16 protein-coding genes are annotated in these 19453 nt (G+C 72.3%); 6 read left to right on the top strand and 10 right to left on the bottom strand.

Going from position 1 to position 19453, the window contains the following annotated elements; genetic code table 11:
- Positions 1-151: 151 nt before the first annotated feature.
- The 4 genes from IEZ20_RS07705 to IEZ20_RS07690 all read left to right on the top strand — a co-directional run bounded on the left by IEZ20_RS07705 (position 152) and on the right by IEZ20_RS07690 (position 4504).
- Entirely contained in the window at positions 152-1249 is a 1098-nt protein-coding gene (locus IEZ20_RS07705) for an ABC transporter permease (protein WP_189295758.1), read from the top strand.
- Positions 1246-1929, top strand: a complete 684-nt coding sequence (locus tag IEZ20_RS07700) for an ABC transporter ATP-binding protein (protein WP_189295756.1) — start codon at positions 1246-1248, stop codon at positions 1927-1929. The genes IEZ20_RS07705 and IEZ20_RS07700 overlap by 4 nt, the downstream gene beginning before the upstream one ends.
- Positions 1930-2085: 156 nt before the next feature.
- On the top strand, positions 2086-2736 hold the full coding sequence (locus IEZ20_RS39520) for a hypothetical protein (protein WP_229895939.1): 651 nt from the start codon (positions 2086-2088) through the stop codon (positions 2734-2736).
- A 70-nt stretch (positions 2737-2806) separates the two neighbouring features.
- Positions 2807-4504 carry a serine/threonine-protein kinase gene (locus tag IEZ20_RS07690; RefSeq protein WP_189296216.1) on the top strand — a complete coding sequence of 566 codons (1698 nt, stop codon included), beginning with the start codon at positions 2807-2809 and terminating at the stop codon, positions 4502-4504.
- 36 nt (positions 4505-4540) lie between these two features.
- On the opposite strand, the gene IEZ20_RS07685 is transcribed toward IEZ20_RS07690, so the two are convergent.
- From IEZ20_RS07685 to IEZ20_RS07655, 6 genes are all read right to left on the bottom strand, one after another.
- Complete coding sequence (locus tag IEZ20_RS07685; protein WP_189295754.1) at positions 4541-5197, bottom strand: hypothetical protein; 657 nt, start codon at positions 5195-5197, stop codon at positions 4541-4543.
- 162 nt (positions 5198-5359) lie between these two features.
- Positions 5360-6406, bottom strand: coding sequence for a beta-ketoacyl-[acyl-carrier-protein] synthase family protein (locus IEZ20_RS07680; protein ID WP_189295752.1), 1047 nt, complete (start codon positions 6404-6406; stop codon positions 5360-5362).
- 116 nt (positions 6407-6522) lie between these two features.
- Complete coding sequence (locus IEZ20_RS07675; protein WP_189295751.1) at positions 6523-7356, bottom strand: MmyB family transcriptional regulator; 834 nt, start codon at positions 7354-7356, stop codon at positions 6523-6525.
- 421 nt (positions 7357-7777) lie between these two features.
- A complete protein-coding gene (locus IEZ20_RS07670) occupies positions 7778-8545 on the bottom strand; it encodes a phosphotransferase enzyme family protein (RefSeq protein ID WP_189296214.1) in 768 nt (255 codons plus the stop codon).
- Positions 8546-9388: 843 nt separating this feature from the next.
- Positions 9389-10618, bottom strand: coding sequence for a cytochrome P450 family protein (locus tag IEZ20_RS07660; RefSeq protein WP_189295749.1), 1230 nt, complete (start codon positions 10616-10618; stop codon positions 9389-9391).
- A 137-nt stretch (positions 10619-10755) separates the two neighbouring features.
- Positions 10756-11121: a hypothetical protein gene (locus IEZ20_RS07655; protein WP_189295748.1), complete on the bottom strand. Its 366-nt coding sequence runs from the start codon at positions 11119-11121 to the stop codon at positions 10756-10758.
- A 216-nt stretch (positions 11122-11337) separates the two neighbouring features.
- Between IEZ20_RS07655 and IEZ20_RS07650 the strand changes: the two genes are divergently transcribed.
- Positions 11338-12315, top strand: a complete 978-nt coding sequence (locus IEZ20_RS07650; RefSeq protein WP_229895938.1) for an AraC-like ligand-binding domain-containing protein — start codon at positions 11338-11340, stop codon at positions 12313-12315.
- Positions 12316-12339: 24 nt separating this feature from the next.
- Here the strand turns inward: IEZ20_RS07650 and IEZ20_RS07645 are convergent, their stop codons facing one another.
- The 4 genes from IEZ20_RS07645 to IEZ20_RS07630 are packed head-to-tail and all read right to left on the bottom strand — an operon-like array spanning position 12340 to position 16771.
- Positions 12340-13719, bottom strand: a complete 1380-nt coding sequence (locus IEZ20_RS07645) for a GH1 family beta-glucosidase (protein ID WP_189295746.1) — start codon at positions 13717-13719, stop codon at positions 12340-12342.
- A 17-nt stretch (positions 13720-13736) separates the two neighbouring features.
- Positions 13737-14570 (bottom strand): carbohydrate ABC transporter permease, encoded by an 834-nt coding sequence (locus IEZ20_RS07640; RefSeq protein WP_189295744.1) that lies wholly within the window; start codon positions 14568-14570, stop codon positions 13737-13739.
- 6 nt (positions 14571-14576) lie between these two features.
- A complete protein-coding gene (locus IEZ20_RS07635; RefSeq protein ID WP_189295742.1) occupies positions 14577-15521 on the bottom strand; it encodes a carbohydrate ABC transporter permease in 945 nt (314 codons plus the stop codon).
- A complete protein-coding gene (locus IEZ20_RS07630; RefSeq protein ID WP_189295740.1) occupies positions 15518-16771 on the bottom strand; it encodes an ABC transporter substrate-binding protein in 1254 nt (417 codons plus the stop codon). Before IEZ20_RS07630 ends, IEZ20_RS07635 begins: the two co-directional genes overlap by 4 nt.
- 282 nt (positions 16772-17053) lie before the next feature.
- On the opposite strand from IEZ20_RS07630, the gene yicI reads away from it, so the two are divergent.
- Positions 17054-19324 (top strand): alpha-xylosidase, encoded by a 2271-nt coding sequence (gene yicI / locus IEZ20_RS07625; RefSeq protein WP_189295738.1) that lies wholly within the window; start codon positions 17054-17056, stop codon positions 19322-19324.
- The last annotated feature ends 129 nt before the right edge of the window (positions 19325-19453 follow it).

Below are 19453 nucleotides of genomic sequence, written 5' to 3'. Positions count from 1 at the left end.
GGCGGCGAGGGTGGAGACGCTCCGCTTCCACAGCGGAGCGCATCCCGCTGCCCCGCTGGACAGCGCGTCCCGACACCCCGCTGCAGAGCGCGTCCCGACACCCCGCGGGACAGCGTTCCGCTTCCACCGCTGGAAAGGACTGGCCGAGGCCGTGTTCGTCGCCTGGAGAGACCTGAAGTTCGCCAAGGGGCGGTTCGCCCTGATGGGAACCGTCATCGTGCTGATCACCCTGCTGGTCGGGCTGCTGTCCGGGCTGACCGCCGGGCTGGGCCGGCAGAACGTCTCCGCGATCACCGGGCTGCCCGTCGACCGGATCGCCTTCGACGCGCCCGGTGACGGGCAGCAGCTGTCGTACGGTGACTCCACCGTCACCGAGGAGCAGTGGCGGCGGTGGGCCGGGACTCCCGGCGTCACCGGCGCCGAACCGCTGGGCATCACGATGACCAGGGCCACCGCGGGAGCCCGCGGCGCCGGGGTCTCCGTCTTCGGTGTCGAGCCCGGCTCCCGCCTCGCCCCCGACGGCGACCGGATCACGGAGCGCGCGGCGGTGCTGTCCGTCCCGGCCGCCGACGCCCTCGGACTCGGGCCGGGTGACGCCTTCACCCTGGCCGGGCAGCGGCTGACGGTGGCCGCCGTCCAGGGCGACGCCTCCTTCAGCCACACCCCGGTCATCTGGGCCGGCCTGGACGTCTGGCGGAAGACGGCGCCCCCCACCGGCGACGACGGGGGTCCGGCCGCCAGGACCGCCACCGTGATCGCCCTGAACACCACCTCCGGCGCCGACGTCCCGGCCGCCGACCAGGCCGCGGGCACCGAGACGGTCTCCAGGACGGACTCGCTGTCCGCGATCGGCTCCTACACCTCGGAGAACGGCTCCCTGCAGCTCATGCGCGGTCTGCTGTTCGTCATCTCCGCCCTGGTCATCGGCGCCTTCTTCACCGTCTGGACCGTGCAGCGCGGCAGCGACATCGCCGTCCTGAAGGCCCTCGGCGCCTCCACCGGACACCTGCTGAGGGACGCCCTCGGGCAGGCGGTCGTCCTGCTCACCGGCGGCACCCTGCTCGGCACCGCCGTCGCCGCCGCCCTCGGTGCCGTCGTCGCCGGCTCGGCGGTGCCCTTCGTGCTGACGCCCGGCACCGTCCTCGTACCGGCCGCGGTGACGATCGTGCTCGGCGCGGTCGGGGCCGCCCTGGCCGTGCGCCGCATCACCTCCGTCGACCCGCTGACCGCTCTGGGGAGCGCCCGATGAGTCTGCAACTGACCGACATCACCCTCACCTACCCCGACGGCGAGGACCGCCTGACCGCGCTCGACCGCGTCACCCTGGACGTCCCCCGGGGCAGCCTCACCGCCGTCGTCGGCCCCTCCGGCTCCGGCAAGTCCAGCCTGCTGGCCGTCGCCGCGACCCTCGTCACCCCGGACACGGGCACCGTCACCATCGACGGGACGACCACGACCGGCATGACCCGCGGCGACCTCACCGACCTGCGCCGCCACAAGATCGGCATCGTCTTCCAGCAGCCCAGTCTGCTGGCCTCCCTCACCGCCGCCGAACAGCTCCAGGTCATGGCCCACATCGACGGCCGCTCGCCCGCCGGGGCCCGCGGCCGGGCCATGGACCTGCTCGACGCCGTCGGCCTCGCCGACCACGCGCACCGCCGCCCCCACCAGCTCTCCGGCGGGCAGCGCCAGCGCGTCAACATCGCCCGCGCCCTGATGAACGACCCCACGGTGCTCCTGGTCGACGAGCCGACCAGCGCCCTCGACCAGGAACGCGGCGCCGCCGTCATCGACCTGATCGCCCGCCTCACCCGCCGGAGGGCCACCGCCACCGTGCTGGTCACCCACGACCGCGCCCACCTCACCGTCGCGGACCGGATCGCCGAGGTCCACGACGGCCGGCTCCGCCTGCCGGCCGGCGCGGGCTGAGGCAGCGGGCGGGCTCTTCCTCGACGGCGGCTGCACGACGCGCTCACCGGCGGCCGGCAGGGGTCCGCCGGGGCCCGACTGAGTACGGGTACTCACGACATGGTGAGGAGCGGGGCCGTACCGTGGGGCTCAGTCATGGAACGGGGGAGCTCAGGGATGCGGGAGCGGAACAGGGGAACGGGCGCGTTCGGGGCGGCCGGACGGCGCGGTACGGGAGCCGCGGCGGCCGCTCTGGCCGCCCTCGTGGCGTTGTCACTCGGCGCGTGCGGCACCGAGCGCCCCACGGCCGAAGCGCGCGGCGGAACGGAAACCGCCGGCGGGACGAAGCCTTCCGGCGGGACGGAAACGGCCGGCGGGGCCGCGCCCCGGGCAACCGGAACCGCCCCGAGCCCCTCCCCCAGCTCTCCCTACGTGGAACCGGGGGCCGGTGAAGGCGCCCCTCACTACCGCGAGAACAACGGCTTCCGGATCTCGGGCGACATGTCCGCCGCGAGCGCCGAGGACGCCCGGCGGGAGGCCGGGCGCATCGAACCGGTGCTCAAGAGGCTGTGGCAGCAAGGGAAGTGGGACCCGCGGACGGTGCGTGCCGCGCTGCTCGGGCTCGGCTACGGCGGGACACTGCGGGTCGAACCGATGGACTCGCGTTTCGTGGACGGCCGGGAGGTCCGGCCCGAGGGCGCTCTGGTGGGTCTGCGCGTCCACGACGACGCCTGCGTCACCGCGTTCGTCCAGAAGACCAACTACCAGGTGTCGACCAACGGCCCCTACCCGGAGACGGGTTGCTTCGAGCCGCCGGCCGGTCACTGAGAACCGGGTCGCCCGCGCTTCCGCTACCCTCACGGCACGAAGACGATCAAGAAACGGGGGCGTGGTCTGCATGGTGGCGGGCACGGCAGGCGAGCAGTTGAGGCCCGAGGATCCGAGGGAGATCGCCGGATACCCGCTGCTGTCCCGCATCGGCGAGGGCGGCATGGGCACCGTCTACCTCTCCCGCACCCGCGGCGGACAGCCCGTGGCGCTCAAGGTGATCCGGCGCGAGTACGGCCGCGATCCTGACTTCCGGCGCCGTTTCGAGCAGGAGGTCCAGGCGGCCCGCCGGGTCCAGGGCTACCACATCGTCCCGGTCGTCGACCACGACACCGACGGCGGACAGCCCTGGCTGGCCTCGGTGTTCATCCCCGGCCTTCCCCTGCACGCGGCCCTGGCGGCGCACGGCCCGCTGCCGCTCACCAGCGTCCTGCAACTCGTCGGCTGCACCGCGAAGGCGCTGACCGCGATCCACTCCGCCGGCATCGTGCACCGTGACCTGAAGCCCAGCAACATCCTGCTGAGCCGCCAGGGCCCGTACGTCATCGACTTCGGCATCGCTCGTGCCTCCGACGCCACCCAGCTCACCCTGACCGGCGGTGTCGTCGGCACGCCACAGTTCATGTCCCCGGAGCACGCCCTCGGCGAGCCGGTCGGGCCGGCCACGGACGTCTTCTCGCTGGGCCTGATCGCCGCCGTCGCCGCCACCGGACGTCATCCCTACGGCGACGGCGGCGCCCTCACCCTCGCCGCGCAGATCGCCAACACCGCCCAGCGCCCGCCCCGCCTGGACGGCCACGACGACCGGCTCCGGCCGCTCCTCGAAAGCTGCCTGGCCGCCGACCCGAACCGGCGTGTCGGCGCGGAGGAGCTGGCCGCACTGTGCGAACGGGCCGCCGGCCGCTCCCTGAACGACTTCACCGGCTGGCTGCCCCAGCCGCTCGCCGCCGACCTCGCCTCCCGGGAACGCGCCGTGCCGGCCGCGTCGCCCACGCCGACGGTCACCGACAACGGCGGAGCGCAGCAGGGTACGGCGGACCCGGGCGAAGGCGGCTTCGGCGCGGCGGGCACCGGTGGTGGCGGCGCCTCGCCCGGCGCGCCGCACGGGCCGACCTTCGCCGGCGCCCGGACCACGGCTCCGCCCCCGCCGGCGTACACCCCCCAGGCCCCGGCGCCGGCGCGCCGGACGCCGACCGCGCTCGTCGTCGCGGGCGCCGCCGTGGCGGTCGTCCTCGCCGTCGTGGTGACGTGGGCGCTGACCCGGCCGGACGGCACCTCGGACGAAGGGCGGAGCAACGGCAAGGCGTCGGCCGGGCCCACCCATTCGGCTCCGGCGAAGTCGTCTCCGGCCGCCGACGACGACTCCGGGTACACCGTGGTCTTCAAGGACCGGCCTCTCGCGCTGCGCTCCCCGGGCGGGGCCGACATCGTCAGGGTCGATCTGGACGTCCCCCAGGTCGTGCAGGACACCCCCGGCCGGGAGATCATGCTGAGCGAGGTGTCAGGGGGAAGCTGGGAGTTCTACACGCCGATGGGCAAGAGCGCCGGTCCAACGCCCGCGCAGTGTCTGGCGGGCGCTCGGTCGGATGTGCTGCCCCAGGAGATCAAGGCGGCCGACCTGCGCACCACCATCCCGGTCGGCACGCGGCTCTGTACGGTCACGACCGACGACCGGCTGGCCATGCTGGAGATCACCCGCATCACCTCGACCACCCACGGCAACCTGCCCGACTACACCGCCGAGCTGACTCTCTGGCAGAAGCGCTAGCACTGTCCCGGGCGGTGGGCCTCTCGCCGGTATGGCTCATCGTCCGGGCAGAGTGTCATCGGTCCTCGGATCCCCGGGCCGCCGCAGCCCGGGGCGCAGCGGCGGTGGCTCGACATCACCGACGAGCACGGCGGCCCTCCTTTCCCCTCCGTCCCGCACGGTCCGCTGCTCGTGCTCGGACAGAGGCACCTGATGCAGCAGTCCGTCCCGCGATCTCTGCCAGCAGTTGCCCTCGGCGTCCCTGAAGGACAGCGAGACGCCGGTCGTCCGGGCCATGACGGCTGCCTCGTTCACGCGCGCGAGCAGGAAGGAACTGACCCTCTCGGGCCGAAGCGTGGGGGGAACCGTGGCACGGATCTGCCAGAGCAGGGGTCCGGCATGGAAGTCCACCCAGAGATACAGCCGAAGGTCGTACACGGGCAGCTTGGAGCTGTTGATGAGATAGACATCGGGATACGCGGCCTCCACGGAGTAGGCGGCACTGGTGATCATGTCCGTGTCCGGGCGGTGCCCCGTCCAGGCCGCGACCCCGGACGCCTGCGCGGACCGGCGGTCCTGCTCCCTTTCGTGATCCCGTTGCCGTTCCAGGCGCAGCAGTTGGAAGGCTGCTCTGCCTGCGTAGATCGCCGCCCCGAGGCCGACCCATGTCCCGGCCGATCCCACCCATGTGGCGATGTCGCCGACGCTCGCCATGCCGCTCCCCCCTGCTCGGCGCCTTGACGGTTCATCGCCCCGATCCTGCCCGCACGGGAGATGATCCGACCATCCGATCGGTCCGCGCCGCCGGGGCCGCTCCTCCGGCCGGGCCGGCGCAGGGCTTCCCCGGAAGGGCGGGAAAGGCCCTGCGCGGCCCGGCTAGTTCCGCCAGGTCCCGTGGAGGGCGGAGACGGAGAACCCTGGCCCGTAGGCGACCATCAGCGCGCTCTCGCCGTCGGCCGGGGGCAGGCCGTGGGTGCGTTCGAGGACGCGGAGAACCGATACGCCGCCGAGGTTGCCCTCTTCGGCGAGGGTGTCGAGGGAGTGCCGGGCATCGGTTTCGGTGAGGCCGAGGGCGGTGGCGGTGTCGAGGATGATGGGCTTCGAACCGGGGTGGATGACCGGCACGTCGACGGGGCGGCCGGCGAGCCAGTCGAGGACGGCGGGCATGACGTGCCGGGCTCCGCCGGTGGCCTGCTTCGTGCTGTCGAAGTGCAGGCCCGTGCTGTCGATGCGGCCGGCGTACATGGTGAGGCTGTCGGGGAGGGCGTACTCGAAGACCCCGTCGGTGTCGACGGTGAGACCGGGACCGAGAGGCTCGCTGGAGACGAGGGTGGCGGCTCCGCTGTCACCGAACAACGCCTTGTAGATCATGTGCTCGATCTCGGAGTCGGCGTGGTTGTAGGCGGTGGACAGGACTTCCGCGGCGACGACGAGGACGCGGGAGCCAGGGTGGAGGAGGGCCTGCTCCGCGGCCCGGATGAGGGCGTGGGCCCCGCCGGCGCAGGCGATGGTCGTCAGGGCCGTACGGCGGACGGTGGGCCGGAGGCCGAGCCGGGCGATCAGGTGGATGTCGAGGTTGGGGACGGCCCACCCGGTGGCGTGGGTGGTGACGAGGCCGGTGATGTCGCCGGGCTGGAGCCCGTGCCGGTGGAGGACGTCGCGGGCGGCTTGTTCGGCCATGTCGAGGCCGTCCGCGAAGGCGCGGGTGACGCGTGCACCGATGTCCGCGGTGCCGTTGACGGTGGGCGTGTCCAGTGGCTGCGTGAAGTAGCGGGTGTCCACGCCGCAGTTGCGAATGACGCGAAGAATCGCACCGAGGCGGGGATGGTCGGGGTGATGGGTCCGGATGTCCTCTGCTATCTCGTCCGTGGTGATTTTGTGCGGGGCGAGGACGGTACTGGGGCGGGCGATATGAGCGGGCATGAGTTCCCCCCTGGAGGCGCTGCGACCTGATCAGGTCAAGGTACGGCAAAGTTGGCTGGTTCGTTTCCTTCACCGTCCCCGAAATAGTGCCGCCCGTGCACCAAAGAGGGGCAAATTCAGGCGTCCAGGCGGGTTCCCGGTGCCTGCAACATGCGCGGCCGGGTTCCGGCCCGTCGCGGACCCGACCGAAAAACGAGGATCATGCACCGGGATCCGGGCGCCGCGAGCGGCTGGGCCACACACATCGTCACCCAGCCCGGCCCCTCGATCGCGTGCCGGATCGGACGCTCGTCGCCGTCGGGGTGGATGGAGGCGCCGCCCTTCTCGTACAGGAGCCGGGCGGCGGGGTCGGCGAGGACGTCGGCCTCGATCTGCCGGAGCACCTTGTCCTCGGGGCGCTGGGCGAGCGCGGCCTGCAACTGCGGCATCACCAGCGGCGCCCATGCCGTGTCCCACTCGATGAGCTGGTCACGCCCGTCCAGGAGCATCCACCGCATGGTGTTGGCGGGGGCCTTGCCGCTCTCGAACAGGGCGTGGAAGCGGTCGTTGCAGGTGACGAGGTTCCAGGAGGCGTCGGTGACGTACGCGGCGTGCGTGATGCCGGCGACGGCGTCGGCCCAGGCCGCCGGGAGGGCATGGCCGGAGGTGTCGTAGAGAGGGCCGGGCGGGTCCTCGCCCCGGGCGTACCGGCAGAGGCTGATCCACTCCTGCTCGTTCATGCCGTAGAGGCGCGCGACATCCCGGAGGAGGTCGACCGGGGGGTGGGGGTAGTTGCCGGATTCCAGGCGCTGGTACGTGCGGTCGGCGTAGCCGAGGAGTTCGTCGACCTGCCCCTGGGACAGGCCCGGGGCGCGGCGCCCCCGTCCGGTGGGGCGGGAGAGACCGTGGGATTCGGGGGATATGAGGGCACGGCGGTCTTTGAGAAGTTTTTTCAGTGCGTGGCGGTTCACTGGCGCGTTGTCCCCCGGGGGCTTGTGTTGACTGCCGGTCAGTGTAATTAGTGTCATGCGGTTTTGCTGTAAAAGATTGGCCCTAGATATCGAGTGATTGCGTGCTGCATGCTCGGTGACGCGGGGTCGCCGGCCGGCATGTTCGGTCATCAGTGACCTCGCGCACCCCTCGCGGGTGCGCAGCGGCAATGCGGGACGCGCCGTCTGCGGTCCGCGAGCGGGAGACCGGGGGCGAGCCGGGTTTGCCGTCGGTTTCCGGGGCCGTTTTCCGTAAGCGGGAATCGCGGGTACGGCGCCTGGGAATCCGTCAGCACTCCAGATCTCGCGTCCCGGCGGCCAGGCCACGGCCGGTGCCCCCTCGCCCCACTCCAGGGGCCTCGGCACCGGCCGTCCGGTGCGTCTGCCGGACGGACCCGGAGGATCAGCGCACCAGCGCGGCCGCGAACTTGTCCCGGTGTTCGTGCAGCCAGGTCTGCAGGCGGTCCCAGCGCTGCCAACCACCGCGCTCCGACAGCGCCTTGACGAAGACGGCATCGCCTTCGGCCACACGGCCGGCGACGAACGCCCGGCAGGAAGCGGTGGCCTGCTCGATGGTGGCCGGCAGGGCGGCGCGCTGCCGCGGTGAAAGGCCGTAGCCGTCGGCGAGGGCCCGCAGCCGTGCCGGGACATCCAGTCCGACGGGGTACAGGTCTGCCGCGGACACGGGATCGAGCATGGGGACCCAGTAGCGGGCCGCCATGGCGACGTCCCACAGGGGCCGTCCGGGGGCCGCCAGGTCGAAGTCGATCAGAGCCACGGCGCGGCCGTCGCGGAAGACGACGTTCTCCAGGCACACGTCGTTGTGGCACAGCATCGTCCCGCCCTCCGGGTCGGACAGGGCCCGCGGCCAGTCGGCGGAGGCGTCGACCGCGAGGCCCGCGCCGGCCTCGTGCAGTCTCCGCAGCAGGCTTCCCACCGATCTCAGCGCGTCCGGGGCCATCGCCCAGGGCGGGAACGGCGGCAGGGCCACCTCCCCGGGGATGTACGTCAGCTGCTCGCGGCCGTCGGGGGTGAGGCGCACGGGCGTCGGAGCCCCGTCGAAGCCACGCTCCCGCAGCGCGAGCAGGTAGGGGTGCAGGGCGTGCGCGGTACGCGGTGCGGGGCGTTCCACCACGGCACCGCGGCGGAAGACCGACCCCGCGTTCATCATGCCACCGGCGAGTGCCGCACCGGCTTCCGCCTCGTCCTCGGCCGTCACCCCGTCACGCTCCCGTCACCGTCCAGCATTCGTCGGCCCGTTCGGCGACCGTGAACGCCGTCCGCCGCCCCCGCCGGTGCGGTAACTCGCCCACCTCGGCCTCACTGTGTGCCCATCACGGCGAGGTTCTCACGACGGTGCCGGACGGCGCCATCGAGATCCCGGGTGAACCGGTGACGGCCTCACTGCGCGCGTTCGTGCTCCGGGTCGGGGCCCAGGTGCTCCGACGCATCCTGGTGGGCGAACCCGCGGGGCGCGAGGATCCGCCCCCGGTCGGCAGCACAGCCGCCGGGCGAGGGGCGAGCGGGGTACGTCCTGCGAGGATTGCCGTGCCTTCGGCGGGGACGGCGAGGGATGCGGTGGCAGGCGTGCGCGGAGAGCCGGTGGCGGCACCGGGCCCCCTCCCCCTGCCGGCGCGCGCTCTCACGCGGGAGTCCGGCCGCGCCCGGGAGTTCCTCGCCGCGGGCGAGTGGCGCCTGTCCGTCGCCGCCGTGTTCGCCTCCGACGGCCGGATGGCTCCCGGTGTCCTGCGGGCCCTGCACGAGGCGGGCCGCCCGCGTTCCCGGGGACGCCGGCGTCGTCGGCTACGACGGCATCCCCGAGGCCGCCCGCTTCCTGCCGCCCCTGACCACCGTGCGCACCGGCTTCACGGAGAGCGGAGACCGGCACGCGTGCCGTACGCCCGCTGCCCGGCCGTATCGACGGCACCGCCGACGCGCCCGGGGGTCCTCCCGCCACCCCGGTGGAACACGCCGCGGCGGCGGGCCGGCCCCGCGGCGCCGAGTCCTGCGGAGTTCAGTCCGCCCGGCCGCCGGGGGTGAAGGTGACGGGAAGCCGGGCCGGGCCGCGGAGGCCGCCGGGTCGCCAGTCCAGCTCCGCCGGGGGGACGGCCAGGGCGAGGTCCGGGAGGCGGCGCAGCACCGTTCCGATGGCGATCCGGCCTTCGAGCCGGGCGAGCGGCGCGCCCAGGCAGTAGTGGATGCCGTGCCCGAAGGCCAGGTGGCCGTTGTCCCGCCGGGTGATGTCCAGCCGGTCGGGGTCGGGGAACCGGGCCGGATCGCGGTCGGCGATGGCGGACGCGATGAGCACGGTCGCGCCGCGCGGGACGGTCACGCCCGCGATGTCGACGTCCTCGCGGGCGAACCGGGCGATGCCCGGGCTGACCGGGCCGTCGTAGCGGAGGAACTCCTCGATCGCGTCGGGCAGCAGGTCCGGGTGCTCGCGCAGGAGGGTCAGCTGGTCGGGGTGGGCGAGCAGCGCGGCGATGCCGCCGCCGATCAGGTTCACCGTCGTGACGTATCCGGCCACCAGCAGCAGGAAGGTCATGGCGACCAGCTCGTCGTGACTCAGCCGCTGCTCCTCGTCGTGGGCAATGATCAGCGCGCTGAGGAGGTCGTCTCCGGGGTGGGCGCGCTTGGCGTCGAGGTGCGCGGTCACATAGGCGCGCATCCGCTGCCAGGCCTCGTCGACGACGGCCGGGTCGGGCAGTCCCTCCCCGCGGACGAGCATGGCGTCGGTCCACCGCTGGAAGTCGTGCCGGTCGTCCACGGGCACGCCGAGCAGCTCGCAGATCACGGTGACCGGCAGGGGCAGGGCGAAGTCCGCCACGAGGTCGGCCCGGCCGGCCGGTGCCACCGCGTCGAGGAGCCGGTCGGTGATCTCCTGGATGCGGGGCCCGAGCTCGGCGACCCGGCGTGCGGTGAACGCCTTGGACACCAGGCGGCGCAGCCGGGTGTGGTCGGGCGGGTCGGACCGGAGCATGTTGCTCATCATCGACTCGCGCTCGAACCGGGGCAGCTGCTGGACGAGGCGCGGGTCCGAGGCGTCGCGGACGTCGCTGCTCAGCCGCGGGTCGGACAGGGCGGCGAGGCCGTCCTGGTAGCGGGTGACCAGCCAGGCGTCCAGGCCTCCGGCGAGCACCGCGCGCCGCACCGGGCCGTCCTCGCGCAGCCGCTGGTAGAGCGGGAAGGGATCGGCCACGAAGGCCGGGTCGGCGTAGGGCAGAAGGACTGGCTGCCGGCTCATCATGCCTCCCGTGCGCACATCGACCACAGGTGCCCCTTTTGCAGGCACCTCAGGTGAATGTTCCCCGTTTGCCGGGAACCGCAGCCTTCCTCACCCGTCCACCCGGCCGGAGCCCGCCCGGGGCCCCGGCCAGGGAATCAGCAGGCGTCCACGTACCAGACGGGTCCCCAGTCGCCGTTCGCGTCCGACGAGGGGGCGCCCGGAGTGGTGTAGATGAGCGTCTTGTTCTTGTCGTACATCCGGGCCTTCGTACCGGCCGACTGGTTGTTGTACCAGGACCCGCCGCTGTTGAGGCCGTCGGGGATCTCCTGCAGGTAACAGTCCTTGAACCTGAAGGCCAGGTCCTTGAAGTTCGCCTGCTTGTAGCCGCAGAAGTAGTACTTCGGGCAGTCCGACGGAGCCGCGGTCACCCGCGGCTGAGCAGAGGCGGTGGGGGCGAGCATGCCGGCCAGACCGAGCGCCGCGGCGGCCGTGGCCAGACCGGCCTTCTGTGAGGTCCGCACGGAAAATCCTCCTGTCTCGGGACAGCACCGCCCGCAAACCGGCGGTGCGGTCCGAGCCTGCCCGCTCGCCGCCCCCGGTGTCGTGAGCACACGGCGCACAGTGCTTGGCACGCGGCGCACACGACGATTGACGCGGAACCGTCTTCCGGTGGGCGGCGCGGGCGGCCGAGAGTGCTGGATGACCACCGGCACGTGCCTGCGACACGGGGAAGCGTCATGATGACCGTCCTGGACACCTCCTGCCTGCCGCCCGCCGAGAGGACGGCCGCCTGGGCGGAAGCCACCGCCGAAGCCCTGGTGAGCACCCGGATGAGGTTTCCCGACCCCGCGAACTTCACCGCGCGGATCAGTGCCGTGGCGCTGGGGCCGGTGCAGCTGTCGGCGATCTCGTACGCGCAGCTGGTCTCCTACCGCTCCGCGCGGCTGATCCGCGCGTCCGATCCCGAGCTGTACCAGATCGGCGTCATCACCTCCGGCCGGCAGAGCATCGCGCAGGCCCGGCACGACACCGTCGTGGAACCCGGTGAGATCGTCCTGTACGACAGCTCCCGGCCGTTCGAGGCGTCGGCCTGCGGTCCGGGCTGCTGCGGTTCCCTGGTCCTGCAGTTCCCCCGGCGCCTGCTGCCGTTGCCCGATCGCCTGGTCGCCCCCCTGTGCGGAACGGCCCTCGGCACGGTCGACGGCGTGGGGCACGTCTTCCGCGAGACCCTGGTCAGCCTGGCGCGGGCGGACACCGACCTCACCCCGCTGGACCGGCAACGGCTCGGCGCGACCGTCGTCGACCTCGCCGCGGCGGTCATCGCGCGGTGCGTCGACCGTACTTCCGCGCTGCCTCCGGAGAGCCGGACGGCGACGCTGTACCGGCAGGTCCGGGCGTTCATCACGCAGCACCTGCACGACCCCGGACTGGGGCCGGCCACGGTCGCGGCGGCGCACAGCATCTCCGTGCGCTATCTGCACCGGGTCTGCCAGGTGCACGGGACGACCGTGAAGAGCCTCATCCGGCAGGAGCGGGTCGCGCGGTGCAAGCGGGACCTGGCGGACCCGCTGCTCCACGCGACCCCGGTCAGCGCGATCGGTGCCCGCTGGGGCTACCCGAGGGCCTCCGACTTCACGCGCGCCTTCCGCACCGCGACCGGGACGACACCGACCGCGTACCGGAGCCTGTGGAAGGACGCCGGTACGGCCGGGTGACCGGGTGCGGCGGTCGTCATGCGCTCACCGCCGCTGCGCCGCGATCAGCGCGCGGTACCAGTGGTAGCTGTCCTTCGGCGTCCGCCGCAGGGTGTCGTAGTCGACCCGGACGATCCCGAACCGCTTGCCGTAGCCGAGGGCCCACTCGAAGTTGTCCAGCAGCGACCAGACGTAGTAGCCGCGGACGTCCACGCCCGCGTCCAGCGCGGTCTTCAGCGCGGTGAGGTGGTCGCGCAGGTAGGCGACCCGGTCACGGTCGTGCACCGTCCCGTCCGCGCTCGGCTCGTCGTGTTCGGCGGAGCCGTTCTCCGTGATGTGGATCGGCGGCAGTGCCTCGCCGTACCGTTCCTTCAGGGCCACGAGCAGGTCGGTGAGGCTGTCCGGGACGACCGGCCACTCCATCGCGGTGTGCCGCACCCCCTCCAACCGGACCTCCGCGTACCGGTTGTCCGTCGCCGTCCGCCGCGCCGGGTCGGCCTCCCGGTACGGGGCGTCGGCGACGACGGTCGGCCGGTAGTAGTTGACGCCGAGGAAGTCCAGCGGCTGCCCGATCAGGGCCGGGTCGCCGTCGCGCCGGAAGTCCTGGCCGCTGATCAGCTCGCCCCAGGTCTCCTCCTCGGTGTCCGGGTAGCGGCCGGCGAGGAGCGGCTCGGTCCACACCAGGTTGTGCTGGGTGTCCGCACGGACGACGGCCGCCCGGTCGGCGGCGGAGCCGGTGGCGGGCAGGTTGCGGTCGAGGTTGAGGGTGATGCCCGTCTCGCGCACCCCGGCCGCCCGCAGGGCCTGCACCGCCAGTCCGTGCCCGACCAGCAGGTGGTGGGCGGCGGCGAGCGCGCCGCGGCCCTCACGGGCACCGGGGGCGTGGCGGCCGACGGAGTAGCCGAGGAAGGCGCTGCACCACGGCTCGTTCAGGGTGATCCAGCGGGGCACGCGGTCAGCGAGGTGCTCGGCGACGACCGCCGTGTACTCGGCGAACCGCTCGGCGGTCTCCCTGACCCGCCAGCCGCCCCGGTCCTCCAGGGCCTGGGGCAGGTCCCAGTGGTAGAGGGTGGCGGCCGGCTCGATGCCCGCCGCGAGCAGCTCGTCCACGAGCCGCGCGTAGAAGTCCAGGCCCTTGGGGTTCACGGCGCCCGAGCCGGCGGGCACGATCCGCGGCCAGGCGATCGAGAACCGGTAGGAGTCCACCCCCAGCTCCCGCAGCAGCGCCACGTCCTCGGGGTAGCGGTGGTAGTGGTCGCAGGCGATGTCACCGGTGTCGCCGTTCGCGACGAGCCCGGGGGTGTGGCTGTAGGTGTCCCAGATCGACGGGCCGCGGCCGTCCTCGCGTGCCGCGCCCTCGATCTGGTAGGAGGCGGTGGCGGCGCCGAAGACGAACCCCGGGGGAAAACGCGGGAAGTCGGTCATGTGCGGGGCTCCAGGGATCACTTGACGGAACCGCCGGTGATGCCGGCGGCGATGTACTTCTGCGCGAGGACGAGCAGGATCGCGGCGGGGATCGCGGACAGCACGGACGCGGCCATCACCGATCCCCAGTCGCCCACGTGCGCGCCGATGTACTGGTAGATGCCCAGCGTGACCGGCTTGACGTCGTCGGTGGTGTTGAGGGTGAGCGCGAACATGAAGTCGCTCCACGCGAACAGGAACGCGAACAGGCCGGAGGTGATCAGGGAGTTGCGGCTCATCGGCAGCACCACCCGCACGAAGGTCCGCAGCCGTCCGGCACCGTCCATCTGCGCGGCCTCGATCACCTCGCCGGGGATGGACACCATGAACGAGCGCATCAGCACGATGGAGAAGGGGATGCCCAGCGAGGCGTCCGCGAGCATCAGCCCGGCGTAGGAGTTGACCAGGCCCAGGTCGACGTACGACGTGTACAGCGCGTTGGCGATGACGATCCCCGGCACCATCTGGGTGATCAGGGTGCCGAACACGAGGGTGCGCGAGCCGGGCAGCCGGAACCGCGCCAGCCCGTAGGCCGCCGGGGCCGCGATCGCCAGGCAGACGACCACGGCGCCGAGCGAGACCACCAGCGAGGTCAGCAGGTGCCCGCCCTGGTCGCCGAGCGCCTTGGAGAAGCCGGACAGGTCCAGGCCGTGCGGCACGGGATCGACCTCGATCAGCCCGGCCTCGGGCTGGAGCGCGGTGTTGAGCATCCAGTACAGCGGGAACAGCATCACGGCCAGGACGAGCACACCGGCCACGGTGGAGCCCAGGCGGCGCCCGCGCGCACGCGGTTTCACGTTCTCAGCGGCCATCGCCGGTCACTTCCCCTCGGTGCGGTTGGCCCGCAGGTAGAGCACCGCGAACACCGCGGAGATCAGGATCAGTACGTTGCCGACGACGGCGCCCGCCCCGAAGTCCAGTCGTACGAAGGAGTTCTGGTAGGTGAGCGTGCCCAGGGTCTGGGTGGCGTCGGCGGGGCCGCCGTCGGTGAGGGCCAGGACCAGGTCGAGGATCTTGACCGTCGACATGAATCCCAGGACGAGGACGACCGTGATGACCGGCCGGAGCACCGGCAGGGTGACGGAGCGGAACGTCCGCCAGGCGGAGGCGCCGTCCAGGGCGGCCGCCTCGTACAGCTCGCGGGGGACCTCCTGCAGGCCTCCGTACAGGATGACCATGTTGAACGGGATGCCGATCCAGATGTTGACCAGGATGACGGACAGCAGGGCCATGTGGGGATCGGTCAGCCATGGAGTGTGACCGCCGAGGCCGGTCGTGTCGAGGAAGGAGTTCAGGACACCCGTGTCCTGGTCGAGGATGCGCCGCCAGACGATGCCGGAGACCACCATGGGCACCAGCCAGGGCAGCAGGATCAGCGACCGCAGGACGCCGTTCAGCGGGAACTTCCGGGTGAAGAAGACGGCGAGGGCGAGGCCGGCGCAGAACTGTCCGAGGAGCGAGCCGGCGGTGAAGACGAGCGTGTGCCACAGCGCCTTGCCGAAGAGGGCGTCCCGGAAGACGTTCGACCAGTTGTCGAAGCCGTTGAGGGGCGCCTCGCCGGTGAAGAACGTCTTCGGCGTGTAGTGCTGGAAGCTCATCACGACGTTGCGCAGGAGCGGGTAGCCGAAGAACAGCAGCATGAAGAGGACGGCGGGGGCGACGAACCCCCACTGGGCGAGCCGGTTCCGGCGCCGCAGCCGGGCGGGGGCCGGTGCGCCGGCCGGGGGCACCGCGGTGGGCGCGGTGACGGTGGACGTGGTCATCTGCGCGTACCTCGGTTCCCGCTCGTGGCCCGCTGCTGGGCGCGCTGGAGGGCGGCCTGGCTGGACTGGCCGGTCAGGGCGGACTGGAAGGCGCTCTGCAGGGCGAGCGACACGCCCGTCCAGCCGGCGCCGAGCCTGGCCGTGCGGGACCGGGCGGCGGCCACCTGGTCGGCCAGCGCGTCCAGCTCGGGCACCTGCCTGCGCCATGCGGCGGCGGCCTTCTCGTTGGCCGGGACCATCCAGCTGTTGAGCGCGTACGTCAGCTGCTCCCGCTCGCTCGACAGGCAGGCGACGATCCTGCCCGCCGTCCGCTCCCGCTGTTCGTCGCCGGTGTTCGGGACGGTCAGCACGGCACCGCCGAGCGGGCCCACGGACTTCTCCCCCGCCTTCGGCACCGGGATCCGCGCGATGCCCCAGTGCAGCGACTTCTCGGTGTTGAGCGTCTCGACCTGCCACGGGCCGTTGATCATCATCGCGGCGTTGCCCGCCATGAACTGGTCGTTGACGTCGGCCTGCGTCCAGCCCACCGTCGACTTCGACAGCGAGCCGTCCTTCAGCAGGCTCTTCCAGTAGTCCAGCGCCTGGACGACCTTCGGCCCGTCCAGCCGGGTCTCGTCCCCGCCGTTGGACCACATGAACGGCGTGAACTGGAAGACGCCGTCCTCGGCGCCGCCCGCGCTGAGCGCCAGGCCGTACCGCTTGCCCCGGGTGAGCTTCTTCGCACTCGCGCGCAGCTCCGCCCAGGTCGCGGGCACCTTCAGGCCCGCCCGGTCGAGGATGTCCTTGTTGTAGAAGAGCGCGAGGGTGTTCACCGACCGGGCGGCTCCGTAGTAGGTCCCCTTGTAGGAGCCGAAGTTGACGATGCCCCGCGGGATGTCCCCGGTGCCCAGCCCGAGCGTCCTGAGGTCGACGAGCCCGCCGGCCTCGGCGAACGTCGGCATCTCCGAGGCGTCGAACTGCACGATGTCGGGCAGCGACCGGGAGGACGCCATGCGCAGCGCCTTCGTCATCACCTGTGCCGCCGGGACGCTCTGCTGCTCGACGGCGACGCCCAGCCGCTTGCCGCAGCGGGCCATCGCCTGCGCGTCCCAGCGGTGGTACGTCTCGTCGGTCGACGAGTTCAGCACCGTGTAGACGGAGCTGTCGCGCTGCTGGCCGCAGCCGGTCAGCGCGGCCCCGGCGACCAGGGCGGAGACGGCTGCGAGGGGTATCACGGTACTGCGGGAGGGTCTATTGAAGCGCTTCGACATGCGCGGCCCTTGCTGTCGTACTGTCCGGCGGCGTTGCCGGACACGTTTGTTTACTGGCATGACTAATACGCCATGCGCGCGCCGGACGGAAGACCCGAGCACCTGTCCGCCCGTGCACACTTTCCCGTGACGACGGCCGAGAAGCTCGTGATCATGGCTGGTCACCGTGGTTTTTTCCGGCACTTGCCCCTGTCCGGCGGCGAGGTGGCCTGTGTACGATCCACATCCCGGGCGACGCCTCCGCGCCCCGCTCGAACCACTCCACCTCCCCCGAGGAAGAACATGAAGTTCACCAACGGCTTCTGGCGCATCCGCGACGGCGTGCAGATCACGTACGCCGTCGAGGTGCGCGACGTCTGCGTGGAATCGAAGCGCTTCACCGCCTATGCGGCCGCGAAGAAGGTGGCGCGGAGGGGGGACACGCTCAACGCGCCGCTCCTCACGGTCGACTGCTTCTCCCCCGCCGAGGGCGTGATCGGCGTCCGCGTCACCCACCACGCCGGCAAACGCCGTCCGGGCCCGGACTTCGCGCTCACCGGCGCGCCCGACGGCGCGGGCACCGTCCGCCGCGACGGCACCGTCACCGAGCTGACCAGCGGCCCGCTGACCCTCCGCCTGGACGAGGCGGCCCCCTGGGCGCTGGCGTTCCAGGGGGCGGACGGACGGGAGCTGACCCGGGCCGGCGCCAAGGGCACCGCCTTCGCCACCACCGACGACGGGGCCCACCACGTCCTCGCCCAGCTGGCGCTCGGCGTGGGCGAACAGGTCTACGGCCTCGGCGAGCGCTTCACCCCGTTCGTGAAGAACGGCCAGGTCGTCGAGGTCTGGCAGGCCGACGGCGGCACGAGCAGCGAACAGGCCTACAAGAACATCCCGTTCTACCTCTCCTCACGCGGCTACGGCGTCTTCGTCAACCACCCCGGCAGGGTCTCCTTCGAGGTCGGCTCCGAGTCCGTCGGCCAGGTGCAGTTCAGCGTCGAGGACCAGTCCATCGAGTACTACGTGATCGCCGGCCCCACGCCGAAGGAGGTGCTCGGCCGCTACACCGCCCTCACCGGCCGGCCGGCCCTGCCGCCCGCCTGGTCGTTCGGCCTGTGGCTGACCACCTCCTTCACCACCGACTACGACGAGGCGACGGTGACGTCCTTCGTCGACGGCATGGCCGAGCGCGGCATCCCGCTGACGGTCTTCCACTTCGACTGCTTCTGGATGCGCGAGTACCAGTGGTGCGACTTCGCGTGGGACCCCGCCGTCTTCCCCGACCCCGAGGGCATGCTCGCCCGCCTGAAGGCCCGGGGTCTGAAGGTCAGCGCCTGGATCAACCCCTACATCGCGCAGAAGTCCCCGCTCTTCGAGGAGGCGGCCGAGCTGGGCCACCTGGTGCGCCGGCCGAACGGCGACGTCTGGCAGTGGGACCTGTGGCAGGCCGGCATGGGCCTGGTCGACTTCACCAGCCCGGACGCCCGGGCCTGGTTCCGGGCCAAACTCAGGACGCTGCTCGACCAGGGCGTGGACTGCTTCAAGACCGACTTCGGCGAACGCATCCCCACCGACGTCGTGTGGCACGACGGCTCCGACCCGGAGCGGATGCACAACTACTACACCCATCTGTACAACCGGACCGTCTTCGAACTGCTGGAGAAGGAGCGGGGTCAGGGTGAGGCCGTCCTCTTCGCCCGCTCCGCGACCGCGGGCGGTCAGCAGTACCCCGTGCACTGGGGCGGCGACTGCTGGGCCTCCTTCGAGGCCATGGCCGAGTCCCTGCGCGGCGGGCTGTCCCTGTCCCTGAGCGGCTTCGGTTTCTGGAGCCACGACATCGGCGGCTTCGAGGGCACCCCGGACCCCGCCGTCTTCAAGCGCTGGCTCGCCTTCGGCCTGCTCTCCTCGCACAGCCGGCTGCACGGCTCCACGTCGTACCGCGTGCCGTGGAACTTCGGCGAGGAGGCCGTGGCGGTCGCCCGGCAGTTCACGCTGCTCAAGCACCGTCTCATGCCCTACCTCTACGGCGCCGCCTCCGAGGCCCACCGCACCGGTGTCCCGGTGATGCGCCCGATGCTCCTGGAGTTCCCGCACGACCCGGCGTGCCGCCCGCTGGACCGCCAGTACATGCTCGGCCCGGACCTGCTGGTCGCCCCGGTGTTCACGGAGGACGGCGAGGTGGAGGTCTACCTCCCCGAGGGCACCTGGACGCACCTGCTGACCGGCGACCAGGTCACCGGCCCGGCCTGGCGCACCGAGCGGCACGGCTACGACAGCCTGCCGCTGTACGTCCGCGAGGGCGCCGTCCTGCCGCTCGCGTCCGACGACAGCCGCCCGGACGGCGACTGGCTGGACACCCCGACCCTGCTGGTCCACCCGACGGCCGCGCCGGACTACACCGCCGAGGCCACGGTCCCCGACCTCACGGGCGCCCCCGCCGCGACCTTCACCGTCCGCCGCGACGGCACGCGGTTGCGCGTCACCGCGCGCGGCACCGACCGTCCGTTCGCCGTCCGCGTCACCGGCGGCGCGGACGCGACCGGCACGGGCGAGGTGGCCGTGCCCGTGGGCTGAGCGGCGGGGCGGCATCACGGCAGCGACCCGCGGGGCGCCCGGACCGCGAGTCGGGCGGGGGACGGCGGTCCGGGCGGCGACACCGGGCCGCGCACCCCAAGGGTGCCGGGTGTGCCGGGTCGGCTTCCA

Origin of the sequence: Streptomyces cinerochromogenes, from assembly GCF_014648635.1 — a bacterium.
Classification (GTDB): domain Bacteria; phylum Actinomycetota; class Actinomycetes; order Streptomycetales; family Streptomycetaceae; genus Streptomyces; species Streptomyces cinerochromogenes.
This window is presented reverse-complemented; position numbering and strand designations above follow the sequence as displayed.

What these genes read in the sequence shown, in the direction of transcription:
- IEZ20_RS07660 (WP_189295749.1), bottom strand. Translation starts at nt 10,618, where the DNA reads ATGAGCCGGCAGCCAGTCCTTCTGCCCTACGCCGACCCGGCCTTCGTG.
- IEZ20_RS07670 (WP_189296214.1), bottom strand. Translation starts at nt 8,545, where the DNA reads ATGATGAACGCGGGGTCGGTCTTCCGCCGCGGTGCCGTGGTGGAACGC.
- IEZ20_RS07635 (WP_189295742.1), bottom strand. Translation starts at nt 15,521, where the DNA reads ATGACCACGTCCACCGTCACCGCGCCCACCGCGGTGCCCCCGGCCGGC.
- IEZ20_RS39520 (WP_229895939.1), top strand. Translation starts at nt 2,086, where the DNA reads ATGCGGGAGCGGAACAGGGGAACGGGCGCGTTCGGGGCGGCCGGACGG.
- yicI (WP_189295738.1), top strand. Translation starts at nt 17,054, where the DNA reads ATGAAGTTCACCAACGGCTTCTGGCGCATCCGCGACGGCGTGCAGATC.
- IEZ20_RS07645 (WP_189295746.1), bottom strand. Translation starts at nt 13,719, where the DNA reads ATGACCGACTTCCCGCGTTTTCCCCCGGGGTTCGTCTTCGGCGCCGCC.
- IEZ20_RS07640 (WP_189295744.1), bottom strand. Translation starts at nt 14,570, where the DNA reads ATGGCCGCTGAGAACGTGAAACCGCGTGCGCGCGGGCGCCGCCTGGGC.
- IEZ20_RS07630 (WP_189295740.1), bottom strand. Translation starts at nt 16,771, where the DNA reads ATGTCGAAGCGCTTCAATAGACCCTCCCGCAGTACCGTGATACCCCTC.
- IEZ20_RS07685 (WP_189295754.1), bottom strand. Translation starts at nt 5,197, where the DNA reads ATGGCGAGCGTCGGCGACATCGCCACATGGGTGGGATCGGCCGGGACA.
- IEZ20_RS07700 (WP_189295756.1), top strand. Translation starts at nt 1,246, where the DNA reads ATGAGTCTGCAACTGACCGACATCACCCTCACCTACCCCGACGGCGAG.
- IEZ20_RS07650 (WP_229895938.1), top strand. Translation starts at nt 11,338, where the DNA reads ATGATGACCGTCCTGGACACCTCCTGCCTGCCGCCCGCCGAGAGGACG.
- IEZ20_RS07680 (WP_189295752.1), bottom strand. Translation starts at nt 6,406, where the DNA reads ATGCCCGCTCATATCGCCCGCCCCAGTACCGTCCTCGCCCCGCACAAA.
- IEZ20_RS07690 (WP_189296216.1), top strand. Translation starts at nt 2,807, where the DNA reads ATGGTGGCGGGCACGGCAGGCGAGCAGTTGAGGCCCGAGGATCCGAGG.